We start from the raw sequence: 25,675 nt of genomic DNA, 5'->3' as shown, positions 1-25,675 counted from the left end.
TCAGTCCACCTCTTCCATGGTGACGAGGTGACGAACGGTCTGGACCATGCCGCGAAACTCGAGGCGGTCCTCCTTGATGACCGTGTCACCGATGCGCTTCAGTCCGAGGCTGCGCAAGGTCTCACGATGATTCGGCTTCGTGCCGATGCCAGACTTGATCTGGGTAATCTTCAGCTTGCTCATCAGTTGACCCCTGCCTTCTCCTCCATGCGGACGGCAGCGGCGGCCTCGTCGGCCTCCTTACGGGCGCGCAGCATGGCTGCCGGGGCGACGTCCTCAACGGACTTGCCACGGCGACGGGCAACCTCTTCGGGCTCCTCGAGCTGCTGCAACGCGGCGACAGTGGCGTGAACCACGTTGATCGCGTTGGAGGAGCCGAGGGACTTGGCGAGCACGTCCTGCACGCCGGCGCACTCGAGAACGGCACGGGCCGAACCACCGGCGATGACACCGGTACCGGGAGAAGCCGGACGCAGCATGACGACACCGGCAGCCTTCTCACCGATCACCGGGTGGGTGATGGTACGACCGACCAGCGGCACCTTGAAGAAGTGCTTCTTGGCCTCCTCAACGCCCTTGGCAATGGCCGCGGGCACCTCCTTGGCCTTGCCATAGCCGACACCCACGGTGCCTTCGCCGTCTCCCACGACGACCAACGCCGTGAAGCTGAAGCGACGGCCACCCTGGACCACCTTGGCGACGCGGTTGATCGACACGACGCGCTCGAGATATTCGTTCTGATTGCGGTTGCGATCGTTCTGGCCACGACGGTTGTCACGGCCACGACGCTCACCACCTGCACCGCCACCGCGGCGCTGGGTTCCACTCATCGTTGCTCACTTGCCTTTCGTGGGTCAGAAGTCGAGACCGGCCTCGCGGGCCGCATCGGCCAGCGCGGCGATCCGCCCGTGGTACTGGTTCCCGGCCTTGTCGAAGACGACCTTGTCGATGCCGGCGGCCTTGGCGCGCTCACCGATGATGGTGCCCACTCGGGCAGCCTTGGCGGTCTTGTCTCCGGACATCTCGCGCAGTTCGGCCTCCATGGTGGACGCCGACGCGAGGGTGTTCCCGGCAACATCGTCGATGACCTGGACGAAGACGTGCTTCGAAGAACGAGTCACGACCATGCGGGGACGCTCGACGGTCCCGAAGATCTTCTTGCGACCACGGGCCTGGCGACGAGCACGTGCCTTGGTGCGGTCGGACAGGCTCTTGCGAACAGTCAGGGTGCTTGCCATGTCACTTACCTGCCTTTCCAACCTTGCGACGGACGTTCTCGCCCTCGTAACGCACACCCTTGCCCTTGTAGGGCTCCGGCTTACGAATCTTACGGATGTTGGCCGCAGTCTCGCCCACGACCTGCTTGTCGATGCCCTGGACCGAGAACCTGGTGGGATTCTCGACGGCGAAGGTAATTCCTTCCGGGGCGTCAACGATCACCGGGTGCGAGAAGCCGAGGTTGAACTCGAGCTGCTTGGGACCCTTGGACAGCACGCGGTAACCCACGCCCTGGATCTCCATCTTCTTCTCGTAGCCCTCGGTCACACCGATGACCATGTTGTTGACGAGGGTACGGGTGAGGCCGTGCAGCGAGCGGTTCTCCCGCTCGTCATCCGGACGCTCAACGACGATCTGTCCCTCATCGTCCTTGCTCACGGTGATGGGCTCGCGAACGGTAAGGCTCAGGGTTCCCTTCGGACCCCTCACCTCCACGTCCTGCCCATCAAGCTTCACCTCGACACCGGACGGGACGGCGATGGGAAGCCTGCCAATGCGCGACATTGATTACTCCTATCTGTCTCGTCGACGGTCACCACACGTAGGCGAGGACTTCCCCGCCCACGGACTTCTCATGGGCCTGCTTGTCAGTGAGCAGTCCCTGAGAGGTGGAGATGATGGCGATGCCCAGGCCGCCGAGCACCTTCGGCAGGGCGGTGGACTTGGCGTAGACGCGAAGTCCGGGCTTGCTGATACGGCGGACGCCAGCGATGGAGCGCTCACGGTTCTCGCCGTACTTCAGGATGAGGGTCAGCGTCTTGCCGACCTCGCCCTCCTTGGGCTCGTTGACCTTGTAGTCGGCGATGTACCCCTCGGACTTGAGGATCTCGGCAATGCCGGCCTTGATCTTCGAGTGAGGCATCGCCGTCTGGTCGTGGTACGCCTGGTTGGCGTTACGCAGACGAGTCAGCATGTCTGCGATCGGGTCAGTCATGGTCATGGCTGGTTTGGCCTCTTTCTCACAGCGGTTTCCCTCCTGTCGTCTTCCGGACTGTCTCGTCCGAGTTCCGGCCACGGGGACCTTCTGTGTTGTTCACGTGTGTGTGGGGCGGGTTACCAACCCGCCGGAGCCTGGTAGGGCCCGTGGATCTGCGTCCTTGACGGTCGCGCGCTCGTCACCAGGAAGACTTGGTGACACCCGGGAGCTGACCGGCGTGGGCCATCTCGCGCAGGCAGATTCGGCACAGGCCGAACTTGCGGTACACCGAGTGCGGACGACCGCAGCGCTGGCAACGGGTGTAGGCACGGACACCGAACTTGGGCTTACGGGCCGCCTTGACCTTCAGAGCTGTCTTGGCCATCAGATCCTCACTTCTTTTTCTTCTTGGCGTAGTAGGCGGGACCGCGCTTGGCCTTCGCCTTCTTCGGGTCATCCTTTGCCTTGAACGGGAATCCCAGGTGCTTGAGCAGGGCCTTGCCCTCTTCGTTCGTCTGCGCAGTGGTCACGAACGTGATGTCCATGCCACGGACACGGTCGATCTTGTCCTGGTCAATCTCGAGGAACATGACCTGCTCGGACAGGCCGAAGGTGTAATTGCCCTTGCCGTCGAACTGGTTCGAGTTGAGGCCGCGGAAGTCACGGATGCGAGGCAGGGCCAAGGTCAGAAGACGGTCAGCGAACTCCCACATGCGGTCGCCGCGAAGGGTGACGTGGCAGCCGATGGGCTGTCCCTCACGCAGCTTGAACTGAGCGATGGACTTGCGGGCCTTGGTGACCTGCGGCTTCTGGCCAGTGATGGCGGTGATGTCGCGAACGGCACCGTCCATCACCTTGGAGTCGTGAGCGGCGTCCCCAACACCCATGTTCACCACGATCTTCTCGAGACCGGGGATGAGCATCGGGTTCTTGTAGCCAAACTCCTCCTGCATGGCCGGACGAATCTGCTCGCGGTACTGCTTTTTCAGACGAGGCATCTCGTGCGCTAAGGCGTCGGTGCTCACTTGGCCTCCTCCTTCTTGAGGTAGCGGACGCTGCGCTGAGCGGCGTACTCAGAACCATCGGGACGACGCTTGGTGACGTCCTCGCGGCGGTAGCCAACGCGGGTCACAACGTCCTTGCCGTCAACCTTGGTCACGAGCTGGACGTTCGAGACGTGGATCGGGGCCTCGGACTGGATGATTCCGCCCTTGGTGGTGCCGCCCTGTGGGGTGGGCATGTCACGACGATGGTGCTTACGGATGTTCACACCCTCGACGACGACGCGCCCACGGGCCGGGTCCACCGAGAGAACCTCACCGATGGTGCCCTTGTCGTTTCCGGCGATGACCTTGACGCGGTCACCCTTCTTGATGTTGAGGGACTTCACTCAGATCACCTCCGGGGCGAGCGAGACGATGCGCATGAACTTCTTCTCGCGCAGCTCGCGGGCGATGGGGCCGAAGATACGGGTGCCACGAGGCTCCCCGTCGTTCTTGAGTAGCACGGCGGCGTTCTCGTCGAACTTGATGTAGGACCCGTCGGGACGGCGGTGCGACTTCACGGTACGAACGACGACGGCCTTGACGACCTCGCCCTTCTTCACATTTCCGCCGGGGATGGCGTCCTTGACGGTGCACACGACGGTGTCACCGAGGTAGGCGTAGCGACGCTTGGATCCACCGAGAACACGGATGCAGAGGAGCTCCTTCGCACCAGTGTTGTCGGCGACCTTGAGTCGCGTCTCCTGCTGGATCATGTCTTCTCCTTCGTCCCACTGGTTCCCTCCCGGGCCTGGTAGGACCGTTGAACACGAACCCCCTGGATTTTGCCAGGAGGCAACCCGCACCTCAGGGGGTACGCGGCTGTCGTCCGCGAGAGGTCCCGCCACCCTCGGGCGGCGCACGGTGTCCCCGTCTCCGTGAGGTCAGGGGCTCCGCGCTGTGCTTGAAGGTGGGCACAGTCGCAAGACAACTTGTGCAGTTTAACTCGCTTCGTCGGCGATTGCGAATTGGCGGTGACCTGGTGTGGCGGCGGTGTCCGCAGCCCTACCCGGATCGGCGACCCGGCCAGGCCCCACACTCAACAGGGCGACCCACCCTTTTCGGATGGGTCGCCCTGCCTCGCAACTCACCAGCGACTCACTTGGCCTTCTCGACGATCTCGAACAAACGCCAGCGCTTGGTGGCGGACAGCGGGCGGGTCTCCATGATCCGCACGCGGTCGCCCATGCCGGCCTCGTTCTTCTCGTCGTGAGCCTTGAGACGCACGGACTTGGTCATGACCTTGCCGTACAGCGGATGCTTGACACGGTCCTCGACCAGGACGGTGATCGTCTTGTTCATCTTGTCGGACACGACCAGTCCCTCACGGACCTTGCGGCGGGTCGTCCGCTCAGCGGTGTTCTCGCTCATACTCAGGCCTCCTTGTCGTTCTCGGGATTGGTGGCGTCGGGATCATCGACGATGTTCAGGTTGCGCTCCTGGAGCACGGTGTAGACGCGAGCGATGTCCTTGCGGACCTCACGCAGACGAGCCGTGTTCTCGAGCTGGCCGGTGGCCGACTGGAAACGCAGCCCGAACAGCTCCTCCTTGAGTTCGCGAACCTTGTTGCGCAACTCTTCACCGGAAAGCTGGCGCAGCTCTGCAGCAGAAAGCTTGGGCATCAGTTGTCACCGCCTTCACGGGAGATGAAACGAGCCTTCATCGGCAGCTTGTGGATGGCCAGACGCATGGCCTCACGGGCCACGTCATCCGGCACACCCGACAGCTCGAAGAGAACTCGTCCGGGCTTGATGTTGGCGATCCACCACTCAGGCGTACCCTTGCCGGAGCCCATGCGGGACTCTGCGGGGTGCTTGGTCATCGGGCGGTCCGGGTAGACGTTGATCCACACCTTTCCACCACGCTTGATGTAGCGGGTCATGGCGATACGGGCGGCCTCAATCTGACGGTTCGTCAGGTATCCGCCCTCAATGGCCTGGATGCCGTAGTCACCGAAGGCCAACTGGGTGCCACCCTTGGCAGCACCGGTCCGCTTGGGATGGTGCTGCTTGCGGTACTTCACTCGACGAGGAATCAACATGTCAGGCTCCTGCGTTCTCGGTCTGCGGGGCCGAGGTCTCGGCGGGCTGCTGCTTGGCGGCCTCGGCGCGACGACGTCCACCGCGACGGTCGGGACGATCGCCCCGGCCACGACGGTTGCCACCGCGTCCGCCGCGTCCACCCTGGGCGGTCTGATGAGCAGCCTTCTGGGCAGCGCGCTCGGCACGGGTGCCAGTGACATCGCCCTTGTAGATCCACACCTTGACGCCAATGCGGCCGAAGGTGGTGCGGGCCTCGAAAAAGCCGTAGTCAATGTCGGCGCGCAGGGTGTGCAGCGGCACACGGCCTTCGCGGTAACCCTCGGAACGGCTCATCTCGGCGCCACCCAGACGACCGGAGCACTTGATGCGGATGCCAAGCGCGCCAGCGTTCATGGCGGACTGCTGAGCCTTGCGCATGGCGCGACGAAAGGCGACACGGGCAGCAAGCTGCTCGGCGATTCCCTGGGCGACGAGCTGGGCGTCGGTCTCGGGGTTCTTCACCTCGAGGATGTTCAACTGAATCTGCTTGCCCGTGAGCTTCTCCAACTCACCGCGCACGCGCTCGGCCTCGGCGCCGTTACGCCCGATGACGATACCCGGGCGGGCGGCATAGAGGAAGATGGTCACGCGCTCGGAGCGACGCTCGATCTCGATGGACGAAATACCGGCGCGCTCCAGGTTCTTCTGAAGCCACTCGCGGATCTTGACGTCCTCACCCACGAGCTCGGCGTACTGCTTCTCGGCGTACCAGCGGGTCTTGTGATCGGTCGTCACACCGAGACGGAAACCATGGGGATTGATTTTCTGGCCCATGTCAGGCTCCCTTCTCGGTCTCGGACTTGGCTGCAGCAGCCGGGCGACCCTTCTTGGCCTTCTTGGGGGCCGGACGGGCGTCCTTGGGCTCGACAACCACGGTGATGTGGGCGGAACGCTTCAGGATTCGGCTGGCGGATCCCTTGGCGCGGGGACGGATGCGGCGCATGGTGACGCCCTCGTCGACGAAGGCCTGCGAGATGTACAGGTCGTCGGCGCGCAGACCCTCGGTCTGCTCGGCGTTGGCCATGGCCGAGGCGATGACCTTGCGAACCGGCTCGGCCGCGGCCTGCGGCTGAAACTTCAGCATGGTCACCGCGTCAACGGCGTCCATTCCGCGAACCAGGTTGACGACGCGACGGCACTTGCTGGCGCTCATCCGAACGTGACGCGCGATGGCGTACGAGCCGGGGCGATCGCCGAGCAGGGCGGCGCGACGGCTGGGCCTCTCAGTGTTGCTCATAAATCAGATCCCTCTCGTCAGCGCCTGCGCGCCTTCTTGTCGTCCTTGACGTGACCCTTGAAGGTCCTGGTCGGGGCGAACTCTCCGAGCTTGTGCCCGACCATCGACTCGGTCACGAAAACCGGGACGTGCTTGCGACCGTCGTGCACGCCGATGGTGTGCCCGATCATGTCGGGGGTAACCATGGACCGACGCGACCAGGTCTTGATGACGTTGTGCGTGCCCGCCTCGTTCTGGGCAGTGACCTTCTTGGCCAGGTGCTCGTCGACGAAGGGGCCCTTCTTCAGACTGCGTGGCATGTCTCAGACTCCCAATCAGCGCTTCTTGCCGGACTTGCGGCGACGCACGATGAGACGGCTGCTCGCCTTGTTCTTGTTACGGGTACGACCCTCGGGCTTGCCCCAGGGGCTCACCGGGTGACGACCACCGGAGGTACGACCCTCGCCACCACCGTGCGGGTGGTCGATCGGGTTCATGACCACACCACGGACGGTCGGGCGGATGCCCTTCCAGCGGTTACGGCCAGCCTTGCCCCAGTTGATGTTGGTCTGCTCGGCATTGCCGACCTCGCCGATGGTGGCGCGGCAGCGAATGTCGACCATGCGCATCTCACCGGAGGGGAGGCGCAAGGTGGCGTACTTGCCCTCGCGGGCGACCAGCTGCACCGACGCACCAGCGGAGCGACCCATCTTGGCGCCACCGCCTGGGCGCAGTTCCACGGCGTGAACCGTGGTACCGACCGGGATGTTGCGCAGCGGCAGGTTGTTGCCCGGCTTGATGTCGGCCTCGGAGCCAGACATCACGACGGTTCCCTGACCGACGCCATCGGGGGCGATGATGTAGCGCTTCTCACCGTCGGCGTAGTGGAGCAGGGCGATGCGAGCGGTGCGGTTCGGGTCGTACTCGATGTGAGCGACCTTGGCCGGCACGCCGTCCTTGTCGTAACGCTTGAAATCGATGATGCGGTAGGCCTGCTTGTGTCCACCACCGATGTGACGGGTGGTGATGCGGCCAGTGTTGTTGCGTCCACCGGTCTTGGGCTTGGCAACGAGCAGGGACTTCTCGGGGGTCGAGCGGGTGAGCTCGACGAAGTCCGACACGCTCGAGCCGCGACGGCCCGGAGTGGTGGGCTTGTGCTTGCGGATACCCATTGGTACTTCGTTCCTTCTCTCGCGGCTCAGGCGACCGGGCCGGTGAAGATGTCGATGCGATCACCCTCGGCAACGGTCACGATGGCGCGCTTGGTGTCGGGACGCTTGCCCATGCCGAAGCGGGTGCGGCGCGCCTTGCCCTTGCGGTTCATCGTGTTCACCGAGGTGACCTTCACACCGAAGATCTGCTCGATCGCGATCTTGATCTCGGTCTTGTTGGCAGTCGGCTTGACCAGGAACGTGTAGCTGTTCTGGTCGAGCAGGCCGTAGCTCTTCTCGGAGACGACCGGGGCGAGGATGATGTCCCGGGGATCTCGGATCTTCAGCTCGCTCACTTGACGTCCTCCTTGTTGGAGTCGGACTTGACGGCGTTGACGAAGCCAGCGGCCTCAGCAGCCTCGGCGGAGCGGAACCACACCTCAGCGATGGTGCGTCCGTACCAGGGCGACGTCGGGGCGTGGAACTTCATGGAGTCCTCGTTGCCCTTGATGTCGAATCCGGCCGGCGGGTTGTCTCCACGGAAGGAGTCCTCACCGTAGGGATGCTGGTCGGCAACGTTGGTCTCCGGGACCTCCGGCTCAGCGGCCAGGGCCTGGGTGCTGGCGCTGCGCGCACCGACGAAGGCATCGAGCCCGGCCTGGCTGAACACGATGGTCCGGGCGTTAACGACGTCGTAGGTGTTGAGCTGATCGGCGGCCAGCACGTGGACCTCGCTGAGGTTGCGCACGGACAGCCAGGCGATCTCCTCGCTGCGATCCAGGACGACGAGCACCTTGCGGAGCTCGGCGAGACCCGAGAGGACGGCCTTGGCCTGCTTGGTCGAGGGCTTGCCGCCGTCAACCAGGGAGGTCACGACGAAGACGCGGTTGTCGCGAGCCATGTCGGACAGGGCGCCACGCAGAGCAGCAGCCACCATCTTCTTGGGGGTGCGCTGGGCGTAGGAGCGCGGCTGCGGACCGTGAACCGTTCCGCCGCCGACCCACTGCGGTGCACGGGTCGAACCCTGACGGGCACGACCGGTGCCCTTCTGACGCCACGGCTTCTTGCCACCGCCGGAGACCAGACCACGGGTCTTCGTGGCGTGGGTGCCCTGACGGGCAGCCGCGAGCTGGGCGATGACGACCTGGTGGATCAGCGGAATGTTGGTGTTCGCGTCGAAGACATCACCGGGAAGTTCAGCCGATCCGGCCTTCCTGCCCTTGACGTCGAGGACGTCGATGGTCTTGGTCTCGTTCATGCGGCATCCCCATTCTTGGCGGCCTTCTTGGCGGCGCTACGGACGACGAGCAGGGACCCCTTCGGGCCGGGGACAGCGCCGCGGACCAGCATGATCCCGCGCTCGGCGTCGACGGCGTGAACCTGCAGGTTCTGGACGGTCACGCGCTCGGCACCCATGCGGCCGGCCATGCGGAGGCCCTTGATGACCTTGCCTGGCGTCGAGCAGCCGCCGATGGAGCCCGGCGAGCGGTGCTTGCGGTGCACACCGTGGGTGGCACGCAGGCCGCCGAAGCCGTGACGCTTCATGACGCCAGCGGTGCCCTTGCCCTTGCTGGTGCCGGTGACGTCGACGAAATCGGACTCGGAGAACACGTCAGCGGTGATCTCCTGGCCCAGGGTGTACTCAGAGGCATCGGCGGTGCGCAGCTCGACGAGGTGACGTCGAGGGGTCACACCAGCCTTGTCGAAGTGGCCAGCCTCCGGCTTGGTGACGTTCTTGGCCTTGACGGCCCCGAAGCCAAGCTGGACGGCGGAGTAGCCATCGGTCTCAGGGGTGCGCACCTGGGTGACGACACACGGCCCGGCCTGGATGACGGTCACGGGAACGAGCTTGTTGTGCTCGTCCCACAGCTGGGTCATGCCGAGCTTGGTGCCCAGCACGCCCTTGACAGTGCGTTCATTGGTCATGGTGCTCAACCTCACGGAAGCTTGATCTCGATGTCGACCCCGGCCGGCAGATCGAGACGCATGAGCGAATCGACCGTCTTCGGAGTCGGCTCGAGGATGTCGATGAGCCGCTTGTGGGTGCGCATCTCAAAGTGCTCGCGGCTGTCCTTGTACTTGTGGGGCGAACGGATCACACAGAAAACGTTCTTCTCGGTCGGCAGCGGCACCGGGCCGGCGACCTTGGCGCCCGTGCGGGTCACCGTGTCGACGATCTTGCGCGCCGACGAGTCGATGACCTCGTGGTCGTAGGCCCGCAGCCTGATGCGGATCTTTTGTCCCGCCACAGTTGTTCCTTCTACTCGTCTCTGCCGCGTCCAAGATTCCCTGGCGTGGGAGTCCGGTACGCCCAGAGGGTTCCGGCGTGAGGACCGAAGTCCTCGTTGGTCCCAACCTGACGATTTCCACTGACGTGAAAACCGAGAGGTCACGTCGCCCCTCCCCGACCCACGCGCTCGGGCGTGTCGCGCATCACGAACCGCAGAACACCCACCGCTCACCAGCCGTTGAGGACCCCGTGAACACTGTGGATTTGTCTGCCGGTTTCCGACGCCGACCCGCTTCCGTGGGTCCGACAGCGGACTCACCGTGGTGGTGACACCTCTGCCGTCGGGCTTGACAGTGGCCGGACCCGATCTCGAGGATCATGGGTGTGACACACTGCAGCCCCGTTCGGAGCAACTTTTACAGTTTGTCATCAATGGACCTGCAAGGCAAATCAGCCTGACGAACCTCCCCCGCCCTGCAAGAATTGAATGGTGTTCAACAATGGTCGGTTACCGAGGTCAAGGAGTCATCATGCCAGTTCCGGAGCACGGCCCTCACCCTGCGCCTTGGTGGAGTGTGCGAATGCGCGCCACCGGGATGCTTGACGACGAGCCCTACCACGTCAGTGGGGCCGAGTCACTGGTGTCCCCGGACATGATCGGCCAGACCGTGGCGGGTCTCACCCAACGCGCGCTGTTGCCTGGCCACACCGTCACGGCTCGACAGGTCCGTCTCAGCCTGGATCAGCTCGACGTCGATCCCACTGTCATCCCTGCCCTGCCCACCGACATCGAGGAATGTCCTGACGTCGACTCCGCACATCGCCACTTCCGTGACGTCCTCTCCCGATTCGTTCCCCATCCCGACGAGACCTTACGCATTCTCACCGCCGGGCCGACGATGCGCGGAGCCGCCATGGTCGAGGTGGGTAGTGGACGACGGCTGGAGGCCGACCCGCTGCGTGGCGTACGGGTGACTCGATTCGGAGACCTCACCGAATCTGCTCCAGGGAGGACCTTGGCACGCAAGAAGCACCACCACGAAGCAGTTCTCCTTGCGAGCAAGGTTGCTGCTGCACCCGGAGTCGTCGCGGAACTGTGCATCTCCGACGATCTCCACTACACCCGTGGCTATGTCTGCGTTGACGGGGTGTACACGACGGTGACCAATGTCAAGGCCGAGGGTGATCCCAATGGTGGTCGTGTCATCCTCGTCGACACCTCATGCGCCGATCCCGCCATGATCACGAACTGGCTGGAGAACCACCCGGTTCTCGTCAACGCCGCGACCCATCCTTGCGGCACTCACACCACCACGTGCTGGCACGATCACGTCGCTGGGCGCCTGAAGGCATGGCGCAATGCCGGTCTGGAACGTCGGCCCCGCACCTTTGCCTCACCCCAACTACCCGACGCCGTCACCACCGACGGCCCGGCCCTGTTGTTCTCCTCCTCGGATTACCTCGGCATGTCCACCGAGCCGACCGTCCGGCAGGCCATGATCAACGCCGTCGGTGAGCTGGGATGCAGTTCTGGTGGCTCACGTCTCACGACGGGCACCTCAGTGGCACACCACCATGCCGAGGACGAGATCGCCACATGGTTGGGGTATCCCCGAGCGGTCCTCATGGCCAGCGGCTACCAGGCGAATCTCGCGACCCTGCAGCTGTTGGCGGGTCCTGACGTCACCGTCGTCTCCGATGCGGACAACCACGCCAGCCTCATCGACGGGTGTCGACTGGCGCGGGCACGCACCGTCGTCGTCCCCCACGCTGACCTCGACGCTGTCGACGCCGCTCTTGCTCGAGCGACCACTGACAGGGCCCTCGTACTCACCGAAGGGGTCTTTTCCATGAGCGGCGACGTCATCCCTGTGGCCGACATGGTGAAGATTGCCCACCGTCACGGCGCTCTCGCCGTCGTTGATGACGCGCATGGGATAGGCACCGTCGGGCCCACCGGACGAGGCGTCACAGAGGGCCTGTCCCGGCAACTGCGACCAGACGTCCTGCTCGCAACGGCGAGCAAGGCTCTCGGTGTCGAGGGAGGTTTCGTCTGTGTGGACGAGACCTTGGCAACGCTGATACGACACTGCGCACGAGGGTACGTGTTCTCCAGCGCCCCCTCCCCCGCCGTCGCGGCCGCAGTGACAGCGGCCATCCGGTTCCTGAGAACCGACTCCTCCCGGGTGCAGAACCTGCAGGGCAACGTCTCCCGGGCACGCCGACTCCTGACCAGGGCAGGGCTCATCACCACTTCAACGGCCAACGACGTCGGTCCGATCATCAGGATTCCTGTGGGCCCCGAGGATCGTGCCGTCTCGGCCCAGGAGGAGCTGGCCCGACGAGGACTCATGATCGGAGCAATCCGCTACCCGGCAGTCCCCAGGGGTGAGGCAATCCTGCGGGTGTGCGTGACCGCCGAACACACCGATGCACACATTGACGCCCTGGTCGCCTCACTGCGCGAGGTCCTTGACGTCGTGTGAAGAGCGGGTGCGTCCGACATCACTTCGGACGCACCCTTCTGTCTGAAAGGTTCAGATCACCGGGAACCCAGTTCGGCACAGAACCTTTCCATACGACGAAGCGTCGACTCCTTGCCCAAGATCTCCATGGCCTCGAACAGCGGCGGGGAGACCCGCGACCCGGTGACGGCGACGCGCACCGGGGTGAAGGCCAGACGCGGCTTGATGCCCATCTCGTCACACAGCTTGGCTCGCAGCGCGGCCTGAATGACGTCACAGGTGAAGTCATCAAGCTCCTTGAGGACCTCGGTGGACGCGCGCTGGATCTCGTCAGCCCCGGCCTTGAGCCTGGAGACGGAATCCTCGTCGAAGGCGAGGGCGTCGTCGTCAGTCAGGAGAAAGGCCAGCTTCGGCAGCGCCTCCGACAACAGGACCAGACGCTCACGAATGAGCGGCATCGCGGCGTGAATGACCTCGCGGTCCTGCCCGGTGAGGTCACGACCGAGCACCTCCTGGGCCTGGCCGGTGCGGTCAGCGTACTCGAGCACACGGTCAGTGAGGTCCTCGGCCTCGAGACCACGGATGTACTGCCCGTTCAGCCAGTCCAACTTGATGACGTCGAAGACCGGCCCACCGGTGGAGATGTTCGCCCAGTCGAACCGCTCGACGAAGGAGTCGAAGTCCTCCATCTCCTGGCCCTCGGCGATCGTCGGATAGGCCAGCAGCTGCAGGAAGTTGCGCAGCGCCTCGGACAGGTAACCCTGCTCACGGAACCACATCAGTCGCGCGGCGGGGTTCTTGCGCTTGGAGATCTTGGACTTGTCGGTGTTGCGCAGCAGCGGCATGTGCGCGAACTTGGGCGCCTCCCAGCCCAACCACTTGTAGAGCAGCAGGTGCTTGGGGGTTGAGGAGATCCACTCCTCACCGCGCACGACGGTGTCGATGCCCATGAGGTGGTCGTCAACGACGACAGCCATGTGGTAGGTCGGGAACCCGTCAGCCTTGAGGATCACCTGATCGTCGGGCCGAGGGGCGTGTACCTTGCCACGAATGAGGTCGTCGAACTCCAGGTCGACGTCCTCGGGAATGAGCATGCGCACGACCGGGGTCTCGGTGAAGCCCGGCAGCTTGGCCCGCTCCTCCTTGGACATACCCAGACACATGCGGTCGTAACCGGTGTCCGAGGACTTCGCAGCCGCGCGCTCCTCGCGCAGTTCCTTGAGCCTCTCCTGGGAGCACCAGCAGCGGTAGGCGTGGCCCGACTCGATGAGCTTGTCGACGAGCGGCTTGTAGGTGTCCAACCGCTCGGACTGCTTGTACGGTTCGTACGGTCCACCACTCAGCGGCGACTCGTCGGGGGACAGGCCCAACCAGTCCAGGGTCTCGTAGATCTGTTCCTCCGAGCCCTCCACCAGACGGCTGCGATCGGTGTCCTCGATGCGCAGCACGAACTGGCCACCGGTGCGCTGTGCCCACGCCTTGTCGAACAGGGCCATGTACGCCGTGCCGACGTGGGGATCTCCGGTGGGCGAAGGAGCGACGCGCGTGCGCGCGGGATGCAAGTCAGTCATGATACCTCGGAGTCTATCGGGAAGTACCGACAGACTCCGGTAAGGTTCCCGCCATGGCAGAACCCACTGGAACCCCGGCTCCCGGCACCCGAGCCGAGTCCGGCTCGGACTTCATTCGTCAGGTCGTTCGCGCGGACAACGAACAGGGCACCTACGGAGGACGGGTCCAGACCCGGTTCCCACCCGAGCCCAACGGTTACCTGCACATTGGCCACGCCAAGGCCATCGTCACCGACTTCGGCGTCGCCGAGGACTTCGACGGCATCTGCAACCTTCGTCTGGACGACACCAACCCCGGCACCGAGGAGGTTGAGTACGTCCAGTCGATCATCGAGGACATCGAATGGCTCGGATACTCCCCCGCCCGGGTCGTTCACGCCTCCAGCTACTTCGACAAGCTCTACGAGTGGGCTCGGTACCTCATCGGCGAGGGCCTGGCCTACGTCGACGACCAGTCCCCCGAGATGATCCGTGAGCAGAAGGGTGGCTACGGCAAGCCCGGTATCAACAGCCCCTACCGCGACCGTCCTGCCGAGGAGTCCCTCGACCTGCTCGAGCGAATGCGCAACGGTGAGTTCCCGGACGAGTCCCGCTGCCTGCGCGCCAAGATCGACATGCAGGCCGAGAACATGTGGCTGCGCGACCCCGTCATGTACCGCATTCGCCACCAGGCCCACCACTCGACCGGCGCCAGGTGGTGCATCTACCCCACCTATGACTGGGCCCACGGCCAGTCCGATGCCATCGAAGGTGTGACTCATTCGCTGTGCTCCCTGGAATTCAACAGCCACCGCCCCCTCTACGACTGGTTCCTCGCCCACGTACCGCTCGACGGCCCGGCCCCCAAACAGCGCGAATTCGCCCGCCTCGAGCTGACCCACACCATCACCTCGAAGCGTCGTCTCAAGTCCCTGGTGACCGACGGTGTCGTTGATGGTTGGGACGACCCCCGCATGCCCACCCTGCGCGGCATGCGTCGTCGTGGCTACCCGGCTGCCGCCATCCGCGCCTTCTGCCAGGCCGTCGGCACCACCAAGAACAACTCCGTCAAGGCCATTGAGGAGTTCGAGTCCTTCGTACGCCGCGAGCTCAACGCGACCGCGCAGCGCCGCATGGCTGTCCTGCACCCCCTCAAGCTGGTGCTCGACGGCTGGCCTACCGACGAGAACGGCAACCCGGTCGTTGAGTGGTTCCAGCTCGTCAACAACCCGGAGAACCCCGACGACGGAACCCGTCACGTCCCCTTCACCGGTGAGCTGTGGATCGAGGCCGACGACTTCCGCGAGGACCCGCCCCGCAAGTTCTTCCGCCTCTCTCCCGGACGCGAGGTTCGTCTGCGTGGCGCTTACCTGGTGACGGCCACTCACGTCGTCACCAACCCCGACGGCGCCATCGCCGAGGTTCACGCCAGCTACGACCCGCAGTCCCGCGGCGGGACCGCCCCCGACGGTCGCAAGGTGAAATCGACGATGCACTGGGTCTCAGCTGCCCACGCCGTGCCGGTGACCGCCAACCTCTACGACCGTCTCTTCACCGCGGCGATTCCAGGTTCCGAGAGCGGCGAGGCCCTCGACGACCTCAACCCGGATTCGCGCCAGACCCTCACCACCGTGATGGCTGAGCCAGCCCTGGCAGATGTCGTCCCTGGCGAGGTCGTTCAGTTCGAGAGGCTGGGGTATTTCGCGGCAGACCAGGACACCACGGTGTTCCACCGCACCGTTGGTCTTCGTGACGAATGGGCCCAGCTGCAGAAACGTCAGGGCTGACGACGCGATGTTGACCGTAGCAATCCATCACATTGTCACCCGTCTGTCACTTCTTTCGGCAAGGATGGTGCCACTTCCCATCTCGTTGAAAGGACATCCTCGGTGCATGACAACCCACGTGGTACCAACCTGTCGCGTCGCGCCGTGCTGACCGGCACCCTCGGGGCAGGGCTTGCGATGACCGCTGTCGGAAATTCCTTCGCGTCGCCGTCGACGTCGTCCGCTCCGCAGGCATCGGGCTCCGCTGTCGGCGCCGCAGCGCTGACGGTGCTGGCCACCACGGACATCCACGGTCACGTCTTCGACTGGGACTACTTCGCTGACGCCCCCTACCCGCCGTCGCACAAGGCGCGCTCCTCGGCTCCGTTGGGTGTGAGTCGAGTGGCCACCATCGTCAAGAAGGTCCGTGCTGAAAGGGGCGCCGACTCCGTCGTCATGCTCGACAACGGCGACACCATTCAGGGCACCCCGCTGACCTACCTCTCGGCCAGGCAGCCTGAAAAACTCGGTCCCACCGAGGTCATGGCTCGGGCGTACAATCTCGTCGGCTACGACGCCGCCAACATCGGCAACCATGAGTTCAACTACGGACTCAAGGAGCTCAACCGTTACAAGAGTGACCTCAAGGCTCCCCTGCTGTGCGCCAACGTCATCGACCTCAAGACCGGCAAGCCGCTCACCCAGGGCACCCTCATGCTCACCAAGACCGTTGACGGCCGCCAGGTCAAGGTCGGCGTCGTCGCCGTCACGACCCCTGGATCGATGGTCTGGGACAAGGCGAATCTGACCGACAGGGTCGACATCGCCGATCCGGTGAAGACGGCTGCCACATATTCGGTCAAACTACGCAAGGACGGAGCCGACGTCATCGTCGTCCTCATCCACGCCGGGCTCTCTGAAGACCAAGCCACCCCGATCCACAAGGGTCTGCCGGAGAACGACGCCACCGTCCTGGCCAAGTCCGTTCCCGAGGTCGACGTCGTCGTCATCGGTCACACGCACCAGGACGACCCGGTCGAGATCGTCAATGGCGTCTCGGGTCACAAGGTCGTCATCACCCAGCCCGACTACTGGGCCCGTTCGGTGTCCCAGGTGACGATCCCGCTGGACTTCTCCACCGGCAAGGCCTGCGTGCTCCACGACCAGGTTGCCGTCAAGCCGCGCTACACCCGCGACGTCGAGGAGGACAAGGAGTTCGCGTCCGACGCCGAGTTGTACGCTGACCACCAAGCCACCGTCGAATACGTCAACTCGGTCGTCGCCACCTCGACGACGAAGCTCACGACCGAACGCTCGATGGTTGAGGACACCCCAATCCTCGACTTCATCGGCAAGGTCGAGGCCGACACCGTCGCCAAGGCCATCACGGGTGGCACATATGGCGGCATCCCGGTCATCGCCCAGGTGTCGCCATTCTCCCGTACCGCCGCCTTCCCGAAGGGTGACGTCAAGATCAAGGACATTGCCGGCCTGTACGTCTTCGACAACACGCTGGCGAGCATCCTCCTCACCGGTAAGCAGCTCAAGGACTACCTGGAGTACTCCGCAAAGTACTTCAAGCGGGTCAAGAAGGGCGCCACCGTCAACCCGGCTCCGGCCAGTGAGGGCGGCGACACCCAGGCTGACTACCAGGGCAAGCCGGTGTGGGACTACAACTACGACGTCGTCACGGGTGTCAAGTACTCCATCGACATCTCACAACCGATCGGCAAGCGCATCCTGGGTCTGTCATGGCAGGGCGAGCCGGTCACCGACGAGCAGAAGTTCGTCCTGGCCATCAACAACTACCGCGTGAGCGGTGGCGGCACTTACCCGCACGTCGCGCAAGCCCCGGTCGTCTGGAACGAGATCCTCGAGATCCGTCAGCTGCTCATCGACACCGCCTCGACGATGAAGAGCATCGACCCGAAGGACTTCTTCGATCTCAACTGGTTCATCACCACGACCGGACAGACCTGGCCGACCAGCGGTAAGCCGGGTAGCACGTCTGGCAAGGACGTGGACCCCGGTGAGGGGTCCCAGCCCAGTTCCGGCGATAGCCCCACCACTTTGCCGAGCACTGGCCTCTGATGAGACCACAACTGGGCCTCGGCCCGCCCAGGAGTGGCGGGCCGAGGCCCTTACTGTCCCCACGACGTGGAAGAGTGTGCTGTGGCACTGACACTGAAAGGACACAGCGCTGACAACCCACATCGTTCCACGGGATCCAAAGCATGGACTCCCGGCTCAGCTGACCAACCGACGTTGGCCGGCGAGGGTGCTGCGCCGTGCCAGTGTTGCTGGCCTCGTCTTCGCTCTGTTCGGCCTCTGGACGGCTCTTACACCATCTCTGGTTCCCCGGACCTGGTGGATGGTGGCCATCAACGTCTGGCTGTCGACCCTTCTCGCCTACGGTGTCGGCGGACTCATTGGGCGGATCTCTCGGTGGCTGGCCGAGATCACACGGTTGCAGGTGACGGTCTCGACGAATGCCGTACGTGGCATCCGGCGTAGTTGGTACGCCATCCTCGCCCTCATCTCGCTGTGGATGTTCGTGTGGTGCACACGCCAGCAGAAGATCGTCTCCGAGGCAGTTGGGTTACCTCGAAAGGTCTGGGTCGCACAGACCGTCGGCGTCTTCACCGGTCTCATCCTGTTCGCCGCGACCGTACTGCTCATCCGTCTCATCGCTCAGGGCATCCGAAGTCTGTACACCGGAGTGCACCGTTTCATCGCCCAGCCCGTGCTCGCGATTGTCGTCGTGGTGCTGAGCGTCTCTGTCCTGCTGTGGGCGACGAACAACGTCATTGTCAGGACGACGGCCAATGCCGTGGCCCACGTCATGGCTGAGACCAATGCGCAGACAGCGGCCGGACGGAAACCCCCGACGTCACCCCTTCGGTCTGGATCCCCCGCCTCACTTCAAACCTGGGACAGCTTGGGTCGGGAAGGCAAGGATGTCGTCGCCAACGGCCCTGATGCCTCCATGATCGAGAAGATCACCGGCCAGCCGGCCAAGGAGCCAATCCGCGTCTACGCCGGACTCAATTCCCGTCGCGACTACATTGCAGAAGCGAATGGCGTGCTCGCCGAGCTCATCCGTACTGACGCCTTCAATCGCAAGGTGCTCGTCGTCCAGAACGGCACCGGGTCGGGCTGGATCGAGGAGTGGTCGGTGTCGGCGGTGGAGTATCTGACCGGTGGCGACTGCGCAACGGCGACGATGCAGTACTCGTACCTGGGCAGTGTCGGGGCCTTCCTCCTGGACCGCGAATCGCCCAAAGAAGGCGCCCAGGCCCTGTTCAACGTCATCCATGACTACTGGGCCACCCTGGACCCGCACACTCGCCCGAAGCTCTACACGAGCGGGGTGTCGCTGGGGTCCTACGGTGGTCAGTCGGCCTTTACGTCCATTGACGAGATGATCTCCAAGGTGGACGGTGCGGTGTGGGTCGGGACGCCCGGGTTCACGCCGATCTGGAAGGGCTTGGAGGCGAACCGACGAGAGGGTTCCCCCGCCATCGTCCCCGTGATCGACAATGGCCGAATCGTGAGGTTCATGGGCAACCCGGGCGAGGTCCACCACGATCACTGGGGAGCCGCCTATCCCCCGTGGTCAGCGCACACGCGTATCGCCTATGTACAGCACCCGTCCGATCCGGTGACGTGGTGGTCCCCCGAGATGATCTGGTCAGAACCCGACTGGATGCGCGAGCGCGCTGGCAACGACGTCAATCCTCACATTCACTGGACCCCATGGTCGAGTTTCTGGCAGGTCACGGCCGACATGGCTTTGTCGACGACCCCGCCCGGCGGACACGGGCACAACTACCACAGCGAGCTCATCCCCGTGTGGTCGGCAGTCCTCGGCATTCATTGCGATCGTCACACCATGGATGCCATCGCGAAGGTGATCCCCGAGACGTCGGCTCCTGGGTGATCGCCGGCCCCTCTCGGCCAGGCGCGGAAGTCGTGTCTTGTGACCGGTGTCAGGAACAGGCGGCATGAGGCCAGTTGCCCCAGATGCAGGCCACGTCTTGCCCGGTCCCTTCCGTCCCACCCGGATGTGCGACGAGGCCCGTCCCCACGTGGGGACGGGCCTCGTCGAAAAGCTCAGATCACATCACTTGATGATCTTGGTGACACGACCGGCACCAACGGTGCGGCCACCCTCACGGATGGCGAACTTGAGCCGCTCCTCCATGGCGACCGGGTGGATCAGGTGGACAGTCATGTCAGTGTTGTCACCAGGCATGACCATCTCGGTGCCCTCGGGGAGCTCAACAGTGCCAGTCACGTCCGTGGTACGGAAGAAGAACTGGGGGCTGTAGTGCGAGAAGAATGGCTTGTGACGGCCACCCTCGTCCTTCTTCAGGACGTAAACCTGGCCCTCGAAGTCGGTGTGCGGAGTGGTGGAACCGGGCTTGCAGAGGACCATGCCGCGAACGACGTCCTCCTTCTTGGTGCCACGGAGCAGAACACCGACGTTCTCACCAGCGCGACCCTCGTCGAGGATCTTGCGGAACATCTCAACACCGGTGACGGTGGTCTTCTGGGTCTTCTCGTGGATACCGACAATCTCGACCTCCTCGCCGGGCTTGACGACGCCACGCTCAACACGACCGGTGACAACGGTGCCACGACCAGTGATGGTGAAGACGTCCTCGATCGGCATGAGGAAGGGCTTGTCGAGGTCTCGCTCGGGAGCCGGGATGTACTCGTCAACGGCGTCCATGAGGTCGAGGATGGACTGGGTCCACTTCTCGTCACCCTGGAGGGCCTGGAAGGCGGAGATGCGGACAACGGGACAGTTGTCACCGTCGAACTCCTGCGAGGTCAGCAGCTCGCGAACCTCCATCTCGACGAGCTCAATGAGCTCCTCGTCGTCAACCATGTCGCACTTGTTGAGGGCAACGACGATGGCCGGCACACCCACCTGGCGGGCGAGGAGGACGTGCTCGCGAGTCTGGGGCATCGGGCCGTCAGTGGCGGCAACCACGAGGATGGCGCCGTCCATCTGGGCAGCACCGGTGATCATGTTCTTGACGTAGTCAGCGTGACCGGGGCAGTCAACGTGAGCGTAGTGACGCTTCTCGGTCTGGTACTCGACGTGAGCGATCGAGATCGTGATGCCGCGCTGACGCTCCTCGGGAGCCTTGTCGATCTGGTCGAACGGCGACTCCTCGTTCAGCTCCGGGTACTTGTCGTGCAGCACCTTGGAGATCGCCGCGGTGAGGGTCGTCTTGCCGTGGTCGATGTGTCCGATGGTGCCGATGTTGCAGTGCGGCTTGGTCCGCTCGAACTTGGCCTTTGCCACTGGGGCTCCTTCTGGAATGTCGCCCGCTTGTGCACGGGACGCGTCATGTGGATATTCCTGGGAGGTTCCCAGGAACGTTTCTGGACGGGCCCCCGACCAGAGGTCAGGGAACTTGTCCTATCGTTCTACACCTGCCCGCGATAGTCAAACCCACGCGAGCACGTACGCAATTCTTCTCAACCACCCCCAGGATGACGGTACGTCGAGCCATGCAGGCCGACGCGCCGTCGGGAACCCTCAGTTGCCGTCCGGCCCATTCCACCGACCGATGTCAGCCTGAGGCGGGTTCGCCGCCGGTGGTGGATTACCCTGCCACCGTTGACCACTGGCGCCCGGCCAGCCAGGAGGATTCGGGCATCCCTGTTGACCAGGAGCACCACGCCCCAGGCGATGAGTGGGGCCAGCTTCCAGGTACTCGCCGCTGCCTTGAACTCACTGCTGTCGGAATCCTGCGGTTTCCAGATCTGTTCCTTGTGGCCATTCGCAGAACTGCCGTGGCTCAACGCAACCCTGTAGGCCGCGTTACCGGGAACGATGTCCAGCGAGGACACCTCTCCCTGAGGATCGACCGTCGTGGTCACGGCGCTGCTCTTGGTGTCGATGGCATCCTTCTTGCGCGTGCAGATGGCTGAACACGTCGGCTTCGCCGTCAGCTTCACCGGCACACCGAGACTGGGATGGTCGGAACTGCTGTCCGCGTCCATCGGATGAGCGTCGTCGGTTGTCAGCTTGATGTCGCTCGAACTATTCCCAGGGCCTGGGCCACCCTCTTGTTGAGGGTATTCACATCCGTAGGGTCGACGGTGATCTTCTTGACCTACGCATCGCGGCTTCCACTGTCGCGCAGTCTTTCTGGAAGGTGGCTAGAGGCAAAGTCCTCATTGCCCACCACGCCTTGAACGAGGGGGGTGTTGATCTTCTGGACGTCAGAGTGTGGATCCTCGTGCGAGGAGCCAACGGTCAGGGCACGCACCTTCGCGAGATAGTCGTCATAAGTGGAGAAGTCCAGTTCAAAGGTCGCCGTCATCGTCTTGCCACTGACATTGAGTCCCTTGAACGTCAGCTGCGAGGGAAGGTGCTTCTTGATGCTCTTCTCGATCCGATCAGGGCTGATGGCGAACACCTTCTTGGCTTCGTCCGTGTCGTCATTGGTATACGTCGCGGTCATCACCCGCGCTCCCGAGCCATCGTCCTTGACGCCCAACTTCGTAGTGACAACGGCACCGCACCCCGACAGCACAGAAGCGGCCATGGCACACAGCACAGCAATACCGCGGCGCAGCGCGGATGCCGTCGCCGATCCTTCCCGAATCATCCATTCTGACCTTCCCGTTGTCACATGGGCATCCATGACGGTGTCCCCGTCTGCCTCACATCACCACGATGGCGATCGGGTTCGCGACGGCGACCAGCGCACCGTGTCTGCACCTGATTTCGGTGAGGGCACTAATCTGTTTCCGCTCAGGTGATCGTCAGTCCGAAATGTGACGCCGCCGACGACAATTCGGCCCGGCACCGCAGATGCGGGACCGGGCCGAATTGTCAGTCAGTTACGACCGTGGGCTCACTTGCCCCCGTTGGCCTTGGCGATGATCTCATCAGCAACGGTGGACGGGCACTCGCCGTAGGAGTCGAACTCCATCGAGTAGGTAGCCTGCCCGGAGGTCTTCGAACGCAGATCACCGACGTATCCGAACATCTCGGACAGCGGGACCAAGGCGCGCACGACCTTGTTTCCGTGCTCCTCGACCATTTCCTGAATCTGGCCACGACGGGAGTTGAGGTCACCGATGACAGTACCGAGGTAGTCCTCGGGGGTGGTCACCTCGACGGCCATCAACGGCTCGAGCAGACCCGGGTTGGCCTTACGAGCAGCCTCCTTGAAGGCCATCGATCCGGCGATCTTGAAGGCCATCTCGGAGGAGTCGACCTCGTGGTAGGCGCCATCGAGCAGGGTGACCTTGACGTCCTCAACCGGGTAGCCGGCGAGAACACCGAACTGCATGGACTCCTGGATACCGGCGTCGACCGAGGGGATGTACTCCTTGGGGATGCGACCGCCAGTGACGGCATTGACGAACTCGTAGCCGAAGCCGGGCCTCTGAGGCTCGATCGCGATGATGACACGAGCGAACTGGCCAGAACCACCGGTCTGCTTCTTGTGTGTGTACTCGTACTTCTCGACCGGCTTGCGTAGGGTCTCGCGGTAGGCGACCTGCGGCTTGCCGATGTTGGCCTCGACGTGGAACTCACGCTTCATGCGGTCGATGAAGACGTCCAGGTGGAGCTCACCCATGCCGGCGACGATGGTCTGGCCGGTTTCCTCGTCGGTGTGGACGCGGAAGGTCGGATCCTCCTCGACGAGACGCTGAATGGCGTTCGACAGCTTCTCCTGGTCGGCCTTCGACTTCGGCTCGATGGCCTGTTCGATCACGGGGGCCGGGAAGGTCATTGACTCGAGGATGACCGGGTTGTTCGGGTCGCAGAGGGTCTCACCAGTGGTGGTGTCCTTCAGGCCCATGACGGCGCAGATCATGCCTGCGCCGATGCTCTCGATCTCTTCGCGCTTGTTGGCGTGCATCTGGTAGATCTTGCCGATGCGCTCCTTCTTGCCCTTGGTAGCATTGAGCACCTGACCACCAGCGTGCAGGACGCCGGAGTAGACGCGCACGAAGGTCAGCTTGCCCAGGTGCGGGTCGGAGGCAATCTTGAAGGCCAAGATCGACAGCGGCTCCTCGTCGGAGGGGCGCCGCTGGAGCTCGACGGACTCGTCACCGGGCTTGAAGCCGGAAATGGCCGGGACGTCGAGCGGGGACGGCAAGTAGTCGACGATGGCGTCGAGCAGCGGCTGCACACCCTTGTTCTTGAACGAGGTGCCACAGGTGACGGCGGTGAAGGCGGAAGCCAGCACACCGCGTCGAATGGCAGCCTTGAGCTGATCAACGGTCACCGAGTCCGGATCCTCGAGGTAGAGCTCCATGAACTCCTCGTCGTTCTCGGCGACGGTCTCGAGCATATCGGCGCGGGCGGCCTCGACCTCATCCTTCATGTCGGCCGGGATGTCCTCGGTCTCGTAGTGAGCGCCGAGCTCGGTCTCGCCACGCCAAGTCTTGGCATTCATCTCGACGAGGTCAACGATCCCCACGAACTTGTCCTCGGCACCGATCGGCAGCTGCAGCAGAACCGGAATGGCGTGCAGGCGGTCCTTGATGGTCTGCACGGCGTGATCGAAGTCGGCACCGGTGCGGTCAAGCTTGTTGACGTAGCAGATACGCGGCACGCCGTACTTGGCGGCCTGACGCCACACGGTCATCGACTGCGGCTCGACACCGGCCACACCGTCGAAGACGGCGACGGCACCGTCGAGAACACGCAGGGAACGCTCCACCTCGACGGTGAAGTCCACGTGTCCGGGGGTGTCGATGATGTTGATCTGGGTGTCGTGCCAGAAGGTGGTGGTGGCAGCCGACGTGATGGTGATACCACGCTCCTGCTCCTGCTCCATCCAGTCCATGGTGGCGTTGCCCTCGTGGGTCTCACCAATCTTGTAGGACTTACCGGTGTAGTAGAGGATGCGCTCAGTCGTCGTCGTCTTGCCGGCATCGATGTGGGCCATGATGCCGATGTTGCGAACCTTGCTCAGGTCAATTTTGGCCACTGTTCTTGACCTCGAATCTTGGAGTTAGTGGTCTTCGTATGATGCTCGACGCAGATGAACCTGCGGTGAACCGCGAGGTTTTCTGGGCTGGACGTGATGGTGCCCCCTTCCTGACAGGAAGGGGGCCCGACAATTACCAGCGGTAGTGGGCGAAGGCGCGGTTGGCCTCAGCCATCTTGTGGGTGTCCTCACGGCGCTTCACGGAAGCACCGAGACCGTTGGAGGCGTCAAGGATCTCGTTCATGAGACGCTCAGCCATGGTCTTTTCACGACGCTCACGGGAGAAGGCCACCAGCCAACGCAAGGCCAAGGTGGTCTGGCGAGCGGGCTTGACCTCGACCGGCACCTGGTAGGTGGCACCGCCGACGCGACGGGACTTCACCTCCAAGGAGGGCTTGATGTTGTCGAGCGCGCGCTTGAGGGTCTGCACCGGATCCGTGTTGGTCTTGGCGCGGCAACCCTCAAGGGCGGTGTAAACGATGTTCTGGGCGACAGTCTTCTTGCCGTCGAGAAGGATCTTGCTCACGAGTTGGGAGACGAGAGGAGATCCGTAGACGGGATCGACCATCACTGGACGCTTCGGCGCGGGTCCCTTACGAGGCATGGATCACTTCTCCTTCTTGGCACCGTAGCGGCTACGGGCCTGCTTGCGGCCCTTGACACCCTGGGTGTCGAGGGAGCCGCGGACGATCTTGTAACGCACACCCGGGAGGTCCTTCACACGACCGCCACGCACGAGCACCATCGAGTGCTCCTGGAGGTTGTGTCCGACACCGGGGATGTAGGCCGTGACCTCGATGCCCGACGACAGGCGCACACGGGCAACCTTTCGCAGAGCCGAGTTCGGCTTCTTCGGCGTCGTGGTGTACACGCGGGTGCACACGCCACGACGCTGCGGCGAGCCCTTGAGGGCAGGCGTCTTGTTCTTGCTGATCTTGTCAGTGCGGCCCTTGCGGACCAGCTGCTGGATTGTAGGCACCGGCTGGTATCTCTTTCCGTCTGGT

General features: G+C 63.7%; 31 protein-coding genes. 4 read left to right on the top strand and 27 right to left on the bottom strand.

From position 1 onward, the window contains the following. The 20 genes from rpmD to rpsJ all read right to left on the bottom strand — a co-directional run bounded on the left by rpmD (position 1) and on the right by rpsJ (position 9,934). The gene (gene rpmD, locus ACUCCZ_RS01645; protein WP_435917915.1) at positions 1 to 183 is read right to left on the bottom strand and encodes a 50S ribosomal protein L30; all 183 of its coding nucleotides are present in this window, start codon (positions 181 to 183) and stop codon (positions 1 to 3) included. Continuing rightward, positions 183 to 830, bottom strand: coding sequence for a 30S ribosomal protein S5 (gene rpsE / locus ACUCCZ_RS01640; protein ID WP_435917916.1), 648 nt, complete (start codon positions 828 to 830; stop codon positions 183 to 185). Before rpsE ends, rpmD begins: the two co-directional genes overlap by 1 nt. Before the next feature lie 24 nt (positions 831 to 854). Then, the gene (rplR, locus tag ACUCCZ_RS01635; protein WP_435917917.1) at positions 855 to 1,238 is read right to left on the bottom strand and encodes a 50S ribosomal protein L18; all 384 of its coding nucleotides are present in this window, start codon (positions 1,236 to 1,238) and stop codon (positions 855 to 857) included. 1 nt (position 1,239) lies between these two features. Then, complete coding sequence (gene rplF / locus ACUCCZ_RS01630; protein WP_435917918.1) at positions 1,240 to 1,782, bottom strand: 50S ribosomal protein L6; 543 nt, start codon at positions 1,780 to 1,782, stop codon at positions 1,240 to 1,242. 28 nt (positions 1,783 to 1,810) lie between these two features. After that, positions 1,811 to 2,218: a 30S ribosomal protein S8 gene (rpsH, locus tag ACUCCZ_RS01625; RefSeq protein WP_435917919.1), complete on the bottom strand. Its 408-nt coding sequence runs from the start codon at positions 2,216 to 2,218 to the stop codon at positions 1,811 to 1,813. Positions 2,219 to 2,393: 175 nt separating this feature from the next. Then, positions 2,394 to 2,579, bottom strand: coding sequence for a type Z 30S ribosomal protein S14 (locus ACUCCZ_RS01620; protein WP_002515981.1), 186 nt, complete (start codon positions 2,577 to 2,579; stop codon positions 2,394 to 2,396). Between the two features lie 7 nt (positions 2,580 to 2,586). Further along, complete coding sequence (gene rplE, locus ACUCCZ_RS01615) at positions 2,587 to 3,219, bottom strand: 50S ribosomal protein L5 (RefSeq protein ID WP_435917920.1); 633 nt, start codon at positions 3,217 to 3,219, stop codon at positions 2,587 to 2,589. Next, positions 3,216 to 3,584 carry a 50S ribosomal protein L24 gene (rplX, locus tag ACUCCZ_RS01610; RefSeq protein ID WP_435917921.1) on the bottom strand — a complete coding sequence of 123 codons (369 nt, stop codon included), beginning with the start codon at positions 3,582 to 3,584 and terminating at the stop codon, positions 3,216 to 3,218. Before rplX ends, rplE begins: the two co-directional genes overlap by 4 nt. Beyond that, positions 3,585 to 3,953 carry a 50S ribosomal protein L14 gene (gene rplN / locus ACUCCZ_RS01605; RefSeq protein WP_435917922.1) on the bottom strand — a complete coding sequence of 123 codons (369 nt, stop codon included), beginning with the start codon at positions 3,951 to 3,953 and terminating at the stop codon, positions 3,585 to 3,587. Between the two features lie 382 nt (positions 3,954 to 4,335). Then, the gene (gene rpsQ / locus ACUCCZ_RS01600; protein ID WP_435917923.1) at positions 4,336 to 4,608 is read right to left on the bottom strand and encodes a 30S ribosomal protein S17; all 273 of its coding nucleotides are present in this window, start codon (positions 4,606 to 4,608) and stop codon (positions 4,336 to 4,338) included. 2 nt (positions 4,609 to 4,610) lie between these two features. After that, the gene (gene rpmC, locus ACUCCZ_RS01595) at positions 4,611 to 4,859 is read right to left on the bottom strand and encodes a 50S ribosomal protein L29 (protein WP_435917924.1); all 249 of its coding nucleotides are present in this window, start codon (positions 4,857 to 4,859) and stop codon (positions 4,611 to 4,613) included. Continuing rightward, positions 4,859 to 5,278, bottom strand: a complete 420-nt coding sequence (gene rplP, locus ACUCCZ_RS01590; protein ID WP_435917925.1) for a 50S ribosomal protein L16 — start codon at positions 5,276 to 5,278, stop codon at positions 4,859 to 4,861. The genes rpmC and rplP overlap by 1 nt, the downstream gene beginning before the upstream one ends. Before the next feature lies 1 nt (position 5,279). Further along, complete coding sequence (gene rpsC / locus ACUCCZ_RS01585) at positions 5,280 to 6,092, bottom strand: 30S ribosomal protein S3 (protein WP_435917926.1); 813 nt, start codon at positions 6,090 to 6,092, stop codon at positions 5,280 to 5,282. A 1-nt stretch (position 6,093) separates the two neighbouring features. After that, the gene (rplV, locus tag ACUCCZ_RS01580) at positions 6,094 to 6,555 is read right to left on the bottom strand and encodes a 50S ribosomal protein L22 (RefSeq protein WP_435917927.1); all 462 of its coding nucleotides are present in this window, start codon (positions 6,553 to 6,555) and stop codon (positions 6,094 to 6,096) included. A gap of 17 nt (positions 6,556 to 6,572) precedes the next feature. Beyond that, positions 6,573 to 6,854 (bottom strand): 30S ribosomal protein S19, encoded by a 282-nt coding sequence (gene rpsS / locus ACUCCZ_RS01575; RefSeq protein WP_002516048.1) that lies wholly within the window; start codon positions 6,852 to 6,854, stop codon positions 6,573 to 6,575. 15 nt (positions 6,855 to 6,869) lie between these two features. Beyond that, the gene (rplB, locus tag ACUCCZ_RS01570) at positions 6,870 to 7,706 is read right to left on the bottom strand and encodes a 50S ribosomal protein L2 (RefSeq protein WP_435917928.1); all 837 of its coding nucleotides are present in this window, start codon (positions 7,704 to 7,706) and stop codon (positions 6,870 to 6,872) included. A gap of 26 nt (positions 7,707 to 7,732) precedes the next feature. Continuing rightward, the gene (rplW, locus tag ACUCCZ_RS01565; protein ID WP_435917929.1) at positions 7,733 to 8,041 is read right to left on the bottom strand and encodes a 50S ribosomal protein L23; all 309 of its coding nucleotides are present in this window, start codon (positions 8,039 to 8,041) and stop codon (positions 7,733 to 7,735) included. Then, complete coding sequence (gene rplD / locus ACUCCZ_RS01560) at positions 8,038 to 8,943, bottom strand: 50S ribosomal protein L4, sunset domain variant (RefSeq protein WP_435917930.1); 906 nt, start codon at positions 8,941 to 8,943, stop codon at positions 8,038 to 8,040. The genes rplW and rplD overlap by 4 nt, the downstream gene beginning before the upstream one ends. Beyond that, positions 8,940 to 9,611 (bottom strand): 50S ribosomal protein L3, encoded by a 672-nt coding sequence (rplC, locus tag ACUCCZ_RS01555; RefSeq protein ID WP_435917931.1) that lies wholly within the window; start codon positions 9,609 to 9,611, stop codon positions 8,940 to 8,942. Before rplC ends, rplD begins: the two co-directional genes overlap by 4 nt. Before the next feature lie 11 nt (positions 9,612 to 9,622). Then, the gene (gene rpsJ / locus ACUCCZ_RS01550; RefSeq protein ID WP_002514870.1) at positions 9,623 to 9,934 is read right to left on the bottom strand and encodes a 30S ribosomal protein S10; all 312 of its coding nucleotides are present in this window, start codon (positions 9,932 to 9,934) and stop codon (positions 9,623 to 9,625) included. A 562-nt stretch (positions 9,935 to 10,496) separates the two neighbouring features. On the opposite strand from rpsJ, the gene ACUCCZ_RS01545 reads away from it, so the two are divergent. Continuing rightward, positions 10,497 to 12,401 carry a 6-carboxyhexanoate--CoA ligase gene (locus ACUCCZ_RS01545; protein ID WP_435917976.1) on the top strand — a complete coding sequence of 635 codons (1,905 nt, stop codon included), beginning with the start codon at positions 10,497 to 10,499 and terminating at the stop codon, positions 12,399 to 12,401. 56 nt (positions 12,402 to 12,457) lie between these two features. On the opposite strand, the gene gltX is transcribed toward ACUCCZ_RS01545, so the two are convergent. After that, entirely contained in the window at positions 12,458 to 13,876 is a 1,419-nt protein-coding gene (gltX, locus tag ACUCCZ_RS01540; protein ID WP_435917977.1) for a glutamate--tRNA ligase, read from the bottom strand. A 128-nt stretch (positions 13,877 to 14,004) separates the two neighbouring features. On the opposite strand from gltX, the gene ACUCCZ_RS01535 reads away from it, so the two are divergent. From ACUCCZ_RS01535 to ACUCCZ_RS01525, 3 genes are all read left to right on the top strand, one after another. After that, a complete protein-coding gene (locus tag ACUCCZ_RS01535) occupies positions 14,005 to 15,717 on the top strand; it encodes a glutamine--tRNA ligase/YqeY domain fusion protein (protein WP_435917932.1) in 1,713 nt (570 codons plus the stop codon). Positions 15,718 to 15,819: 102 nt separating this feature from the next. After that, complete coding sequence (locus tag ACUCCZ_RS01530) at positions 15,820 to 17,787, top strand: bifunctional metallophosphatase/5'-nucleotidase (protein WP_435917933.1); 1,968 nt, start codon at positions 15,820 to 15,822, stop codon at positions 17,785 to 17,787. Positions 17,788 to 17,974: 187 nt separating this feature from the next. After that, complete coding sequence (locus ACUCCZ_RS01525; protein WP_435917934.1) at positions 17,975 to 19,636, top strand: alpha/beta hydrolase; 1,662 nt, start codon at positions 17,975 to 17,977, stop codon at positions 19,634 to 19,636. A 183-nt stretch (positions 19,637 to 19,819) separates the two neighbouring features. Here ACUCCZ_RS01525 and tuf read toward each other — a convergent pair whose 3' ends face one another. The 6 genes from tuf to rpsL all read right to left on the bottom strand — a co-directional run bounded on the left by tuf (position 19,820) and on the right by rpsL (position 25,650). Continuing rightward, positions 19,820 to 21,013 (bottom strand): elongation factor Tu, encoded by a 1,194-nt coding sequence (gene tuf / locus ACUCCZ_RS01520; RefSeq protein WP_435917935.1) that lies wholly within the window; start codon positions 21,011 to 21,013, stop codon positions 19,820 to 19,822. Between the two features lie 176 nt (positions 21,014 to 21,189). Beyond that, positions 21,190 to 21,717 (bottom strand): hypothetical protein, encoded by a 528-nt coding sequence (locus ACUCCZ_RS01515; RefSeq protein ID WP_435917936.1) that lies wholly within the window; start codon positions 21,715 to 21,717, stop codon positions 21,190 to 21,192. Between the two features lie 113 nt (positions 21,718 to 21,830). Further along, positions 21,831 to 22,328 (bottom strand): hypothetical protein, encoded by a 498-nt coding sequence (locus ACUCCZ_RS01510; RefSeq protein ID WP_435917937.1) that lies wholly within the window; start codon positions 22,326 to 22,328, stop codon positions 21,831 to 21,833. Between the two features lie 249 nt (positions 22,329 to 22,577). Beyond that, positions 22,578 to 24,671, bottom strand: a complete 2,094-nt coding sequence (gene fusA, locus ACUCCZ_RS01505; RefSeq protein WP_435917938.1) for an elongation factor G — start codon at positions 24,669 to 24,671, stop codon at positions 22,578 to 22,580. A 133-nt stretch (positions 24,672 to 24,804) separates the two neighbouring features. Further along, positions 24,805 to 25,275 (bottom strand): 30S ribosomal protein S7, encoded by a 471-nt coding sequence (rpsG, locus tag ACUCCZ_RS01500; RefSeq protein ID WP_435917939.1) that lies wholly within the window; start codon positions 25,273 to 25,275, stop codon positions 24,805 to 24,807. 3 nt (positions 25,276 to 25,278) lie between these two features. Beyond that, positions 25,279 to 25,650 (bottom strand): 30S ribosomal protein S12, encoded by a 372-nt coding sequence (gene rpsL, locus ACUCCZ_RS01495; protein ID WP_002514884.1) that lies wholly within the window; start codon positions 25,648 to 25,650, stop codon positions 25,279 to 25,281. Positions 25,651 to 25,675: the final 25 nt, after the last annotated feature.

The sequence above is a fragment of the Cutibacterium nasicola genome (genome assembly GCF_052654715.2).
This window is presented reverse-complemented; position numbering and strand designations above follow the sequence as displayed.

Coding starts and splice junctions, on each gene's coding strand:
- rplV (WP_435917927.1), bottom strand. CDS start 6,555: ATGAGCAACACTGAGAGGCCCAGCCGTCGCGCCGCCCTGCTCGGCGAT.
- rpsH (WP_435917919.1), bottom strand. CDS start 2,218: ATGACCATGACTGACCCGATCGCAGACATGCTGACTCGTCTGCGTAAC.
- rpmC (WP_435917924.1), bottom strand. CDS start 4,859: ATGCCCAAGCTTTCTGCTGCAGAGCTGCGCCAGCTTTCCGGTGAAGAG.
- rplD (WP_435917930.1), bottom strand. CDS start 8,943: ATGAACGAGACCAAGACCATCGACGTCCTCGACGTCAAGGGCAGGAAG.
- rplB (WP_435917928.1), bottom strand. CDS start 7,706: ATGGGTATCCGCAAGCACAAGCCCACCACTCCGGGCCGTCGCGGCTCG.
- rplN (WP_435917922.1), bottom strand. CDS start 3,953: ATGATCCAGCAGGAGACGCGACTCAAGGTCGCCGACAACACTGGTGCG.
- rplC (WP_435917931.1), bottom strand. CDS start 9,611: ATGACCAATGAACGCACTGTCAAGGGCGTGCTGGGCACCAAGCTCGGC.
- rpmD (WP_435917915.1), bottom strand. CDS start 183: ATGAGCAAGCTGAAGATTACCCAGATCAAGTCTGGCATCGGCACGAAG.
- rpsC (WP_435917926.1), bottom strand. CDS start 6,092: ATGGGCCAGAAAATCAATCCCCATGGTTTCCGTCTCGGTGTGACGACC.
- rplR (WP_435917917.1), bottom strand. CDS start 1,238: ATGGCAAGCACCCTGACTGTTCGCAAGAGCCTGTCCGACCGCACCAAG.
- rplF (WP_435917918.1), bottom strand. CDS start 1,782: ATGTCGCGCATTGGCAGGCTTCCCATCGCCGTCCCGTCCGGTGTCGAG.
- ACUCCZ_RS01545 (WP_435917976.1), top strand. CDS start 10,497: ATGCGCGCCACCGGGATGCTTGACGACGAGCCCTACCACGTCAGTGGG.
- rpsS (WP_002516048.1), bottom strand. CDS start 6,854: ATGCCACGCAGTCTGAAGAAGGGCCCCTTCGTCGACGAGCACCTGGCC.
- ACUCCZ_RS01515 (WP_435917936.1), bottom strand. CDS start 21,717: ATGGACGCGGACAGCAGTTCCGACCATCCCAGTCTCGGTGTGCCGGTG.
- rpsQ (WP_435917923.1), bottom strand. CDS start 4,608: ATGAGCGAGAACACCGCTGAGCGGACGACCCGCCGCAAGGTCCGTGAG.
- gltX (WP_435917977.1), bottom strand. CDS start 13,876: ATGGCCCTGTTCGACAAGGCGTGGGCACAGCGCACCGGTGGCCAGTTC.
- rplP (WP_435917925.1), bottom strand. CDS start 5,278: ATGTTGATTCCTCGTCGAGTGAAGTACCGCAAGCAGCACCATCCCAAG.
- ACUCCZ_RS01535 (WP_435917932.1), top strand. CDS start 14,005: ATGGCAGAACCCACTGGAACCCCGGCTCCCGGCACCCGAGCCGAGTCC.
- ACUCCZ_RS01510 (WP_435917937.1), bottom strand. CDS start 22,328: ATGATTCGGGAAGGATCGGCGACGGCATCCGCGCTGCGCCGCGGTATT.
- ACUCCZ_RS01620 (WP_002515981.1), bottom strand. CDS start 2,579: ATGGCCAAGACAGCTCTGAAGGTCAAGGCGGCCCGTAAGCCCAAGTTC.
- rpsE (WP_435917916.1), bottom strand. CDS start 830: ATGAGTGGAACCCAGCGCCGCGGTGGCGGTGCAGGTGGTGAGCGTCGT.
- rpsG (WP_435917939.1), bottom strand. CDS start 25,275: ATGCCTCGTAAGGGACCCGCGCCGAAGCGTCCAGTGATGGTCGATCCC.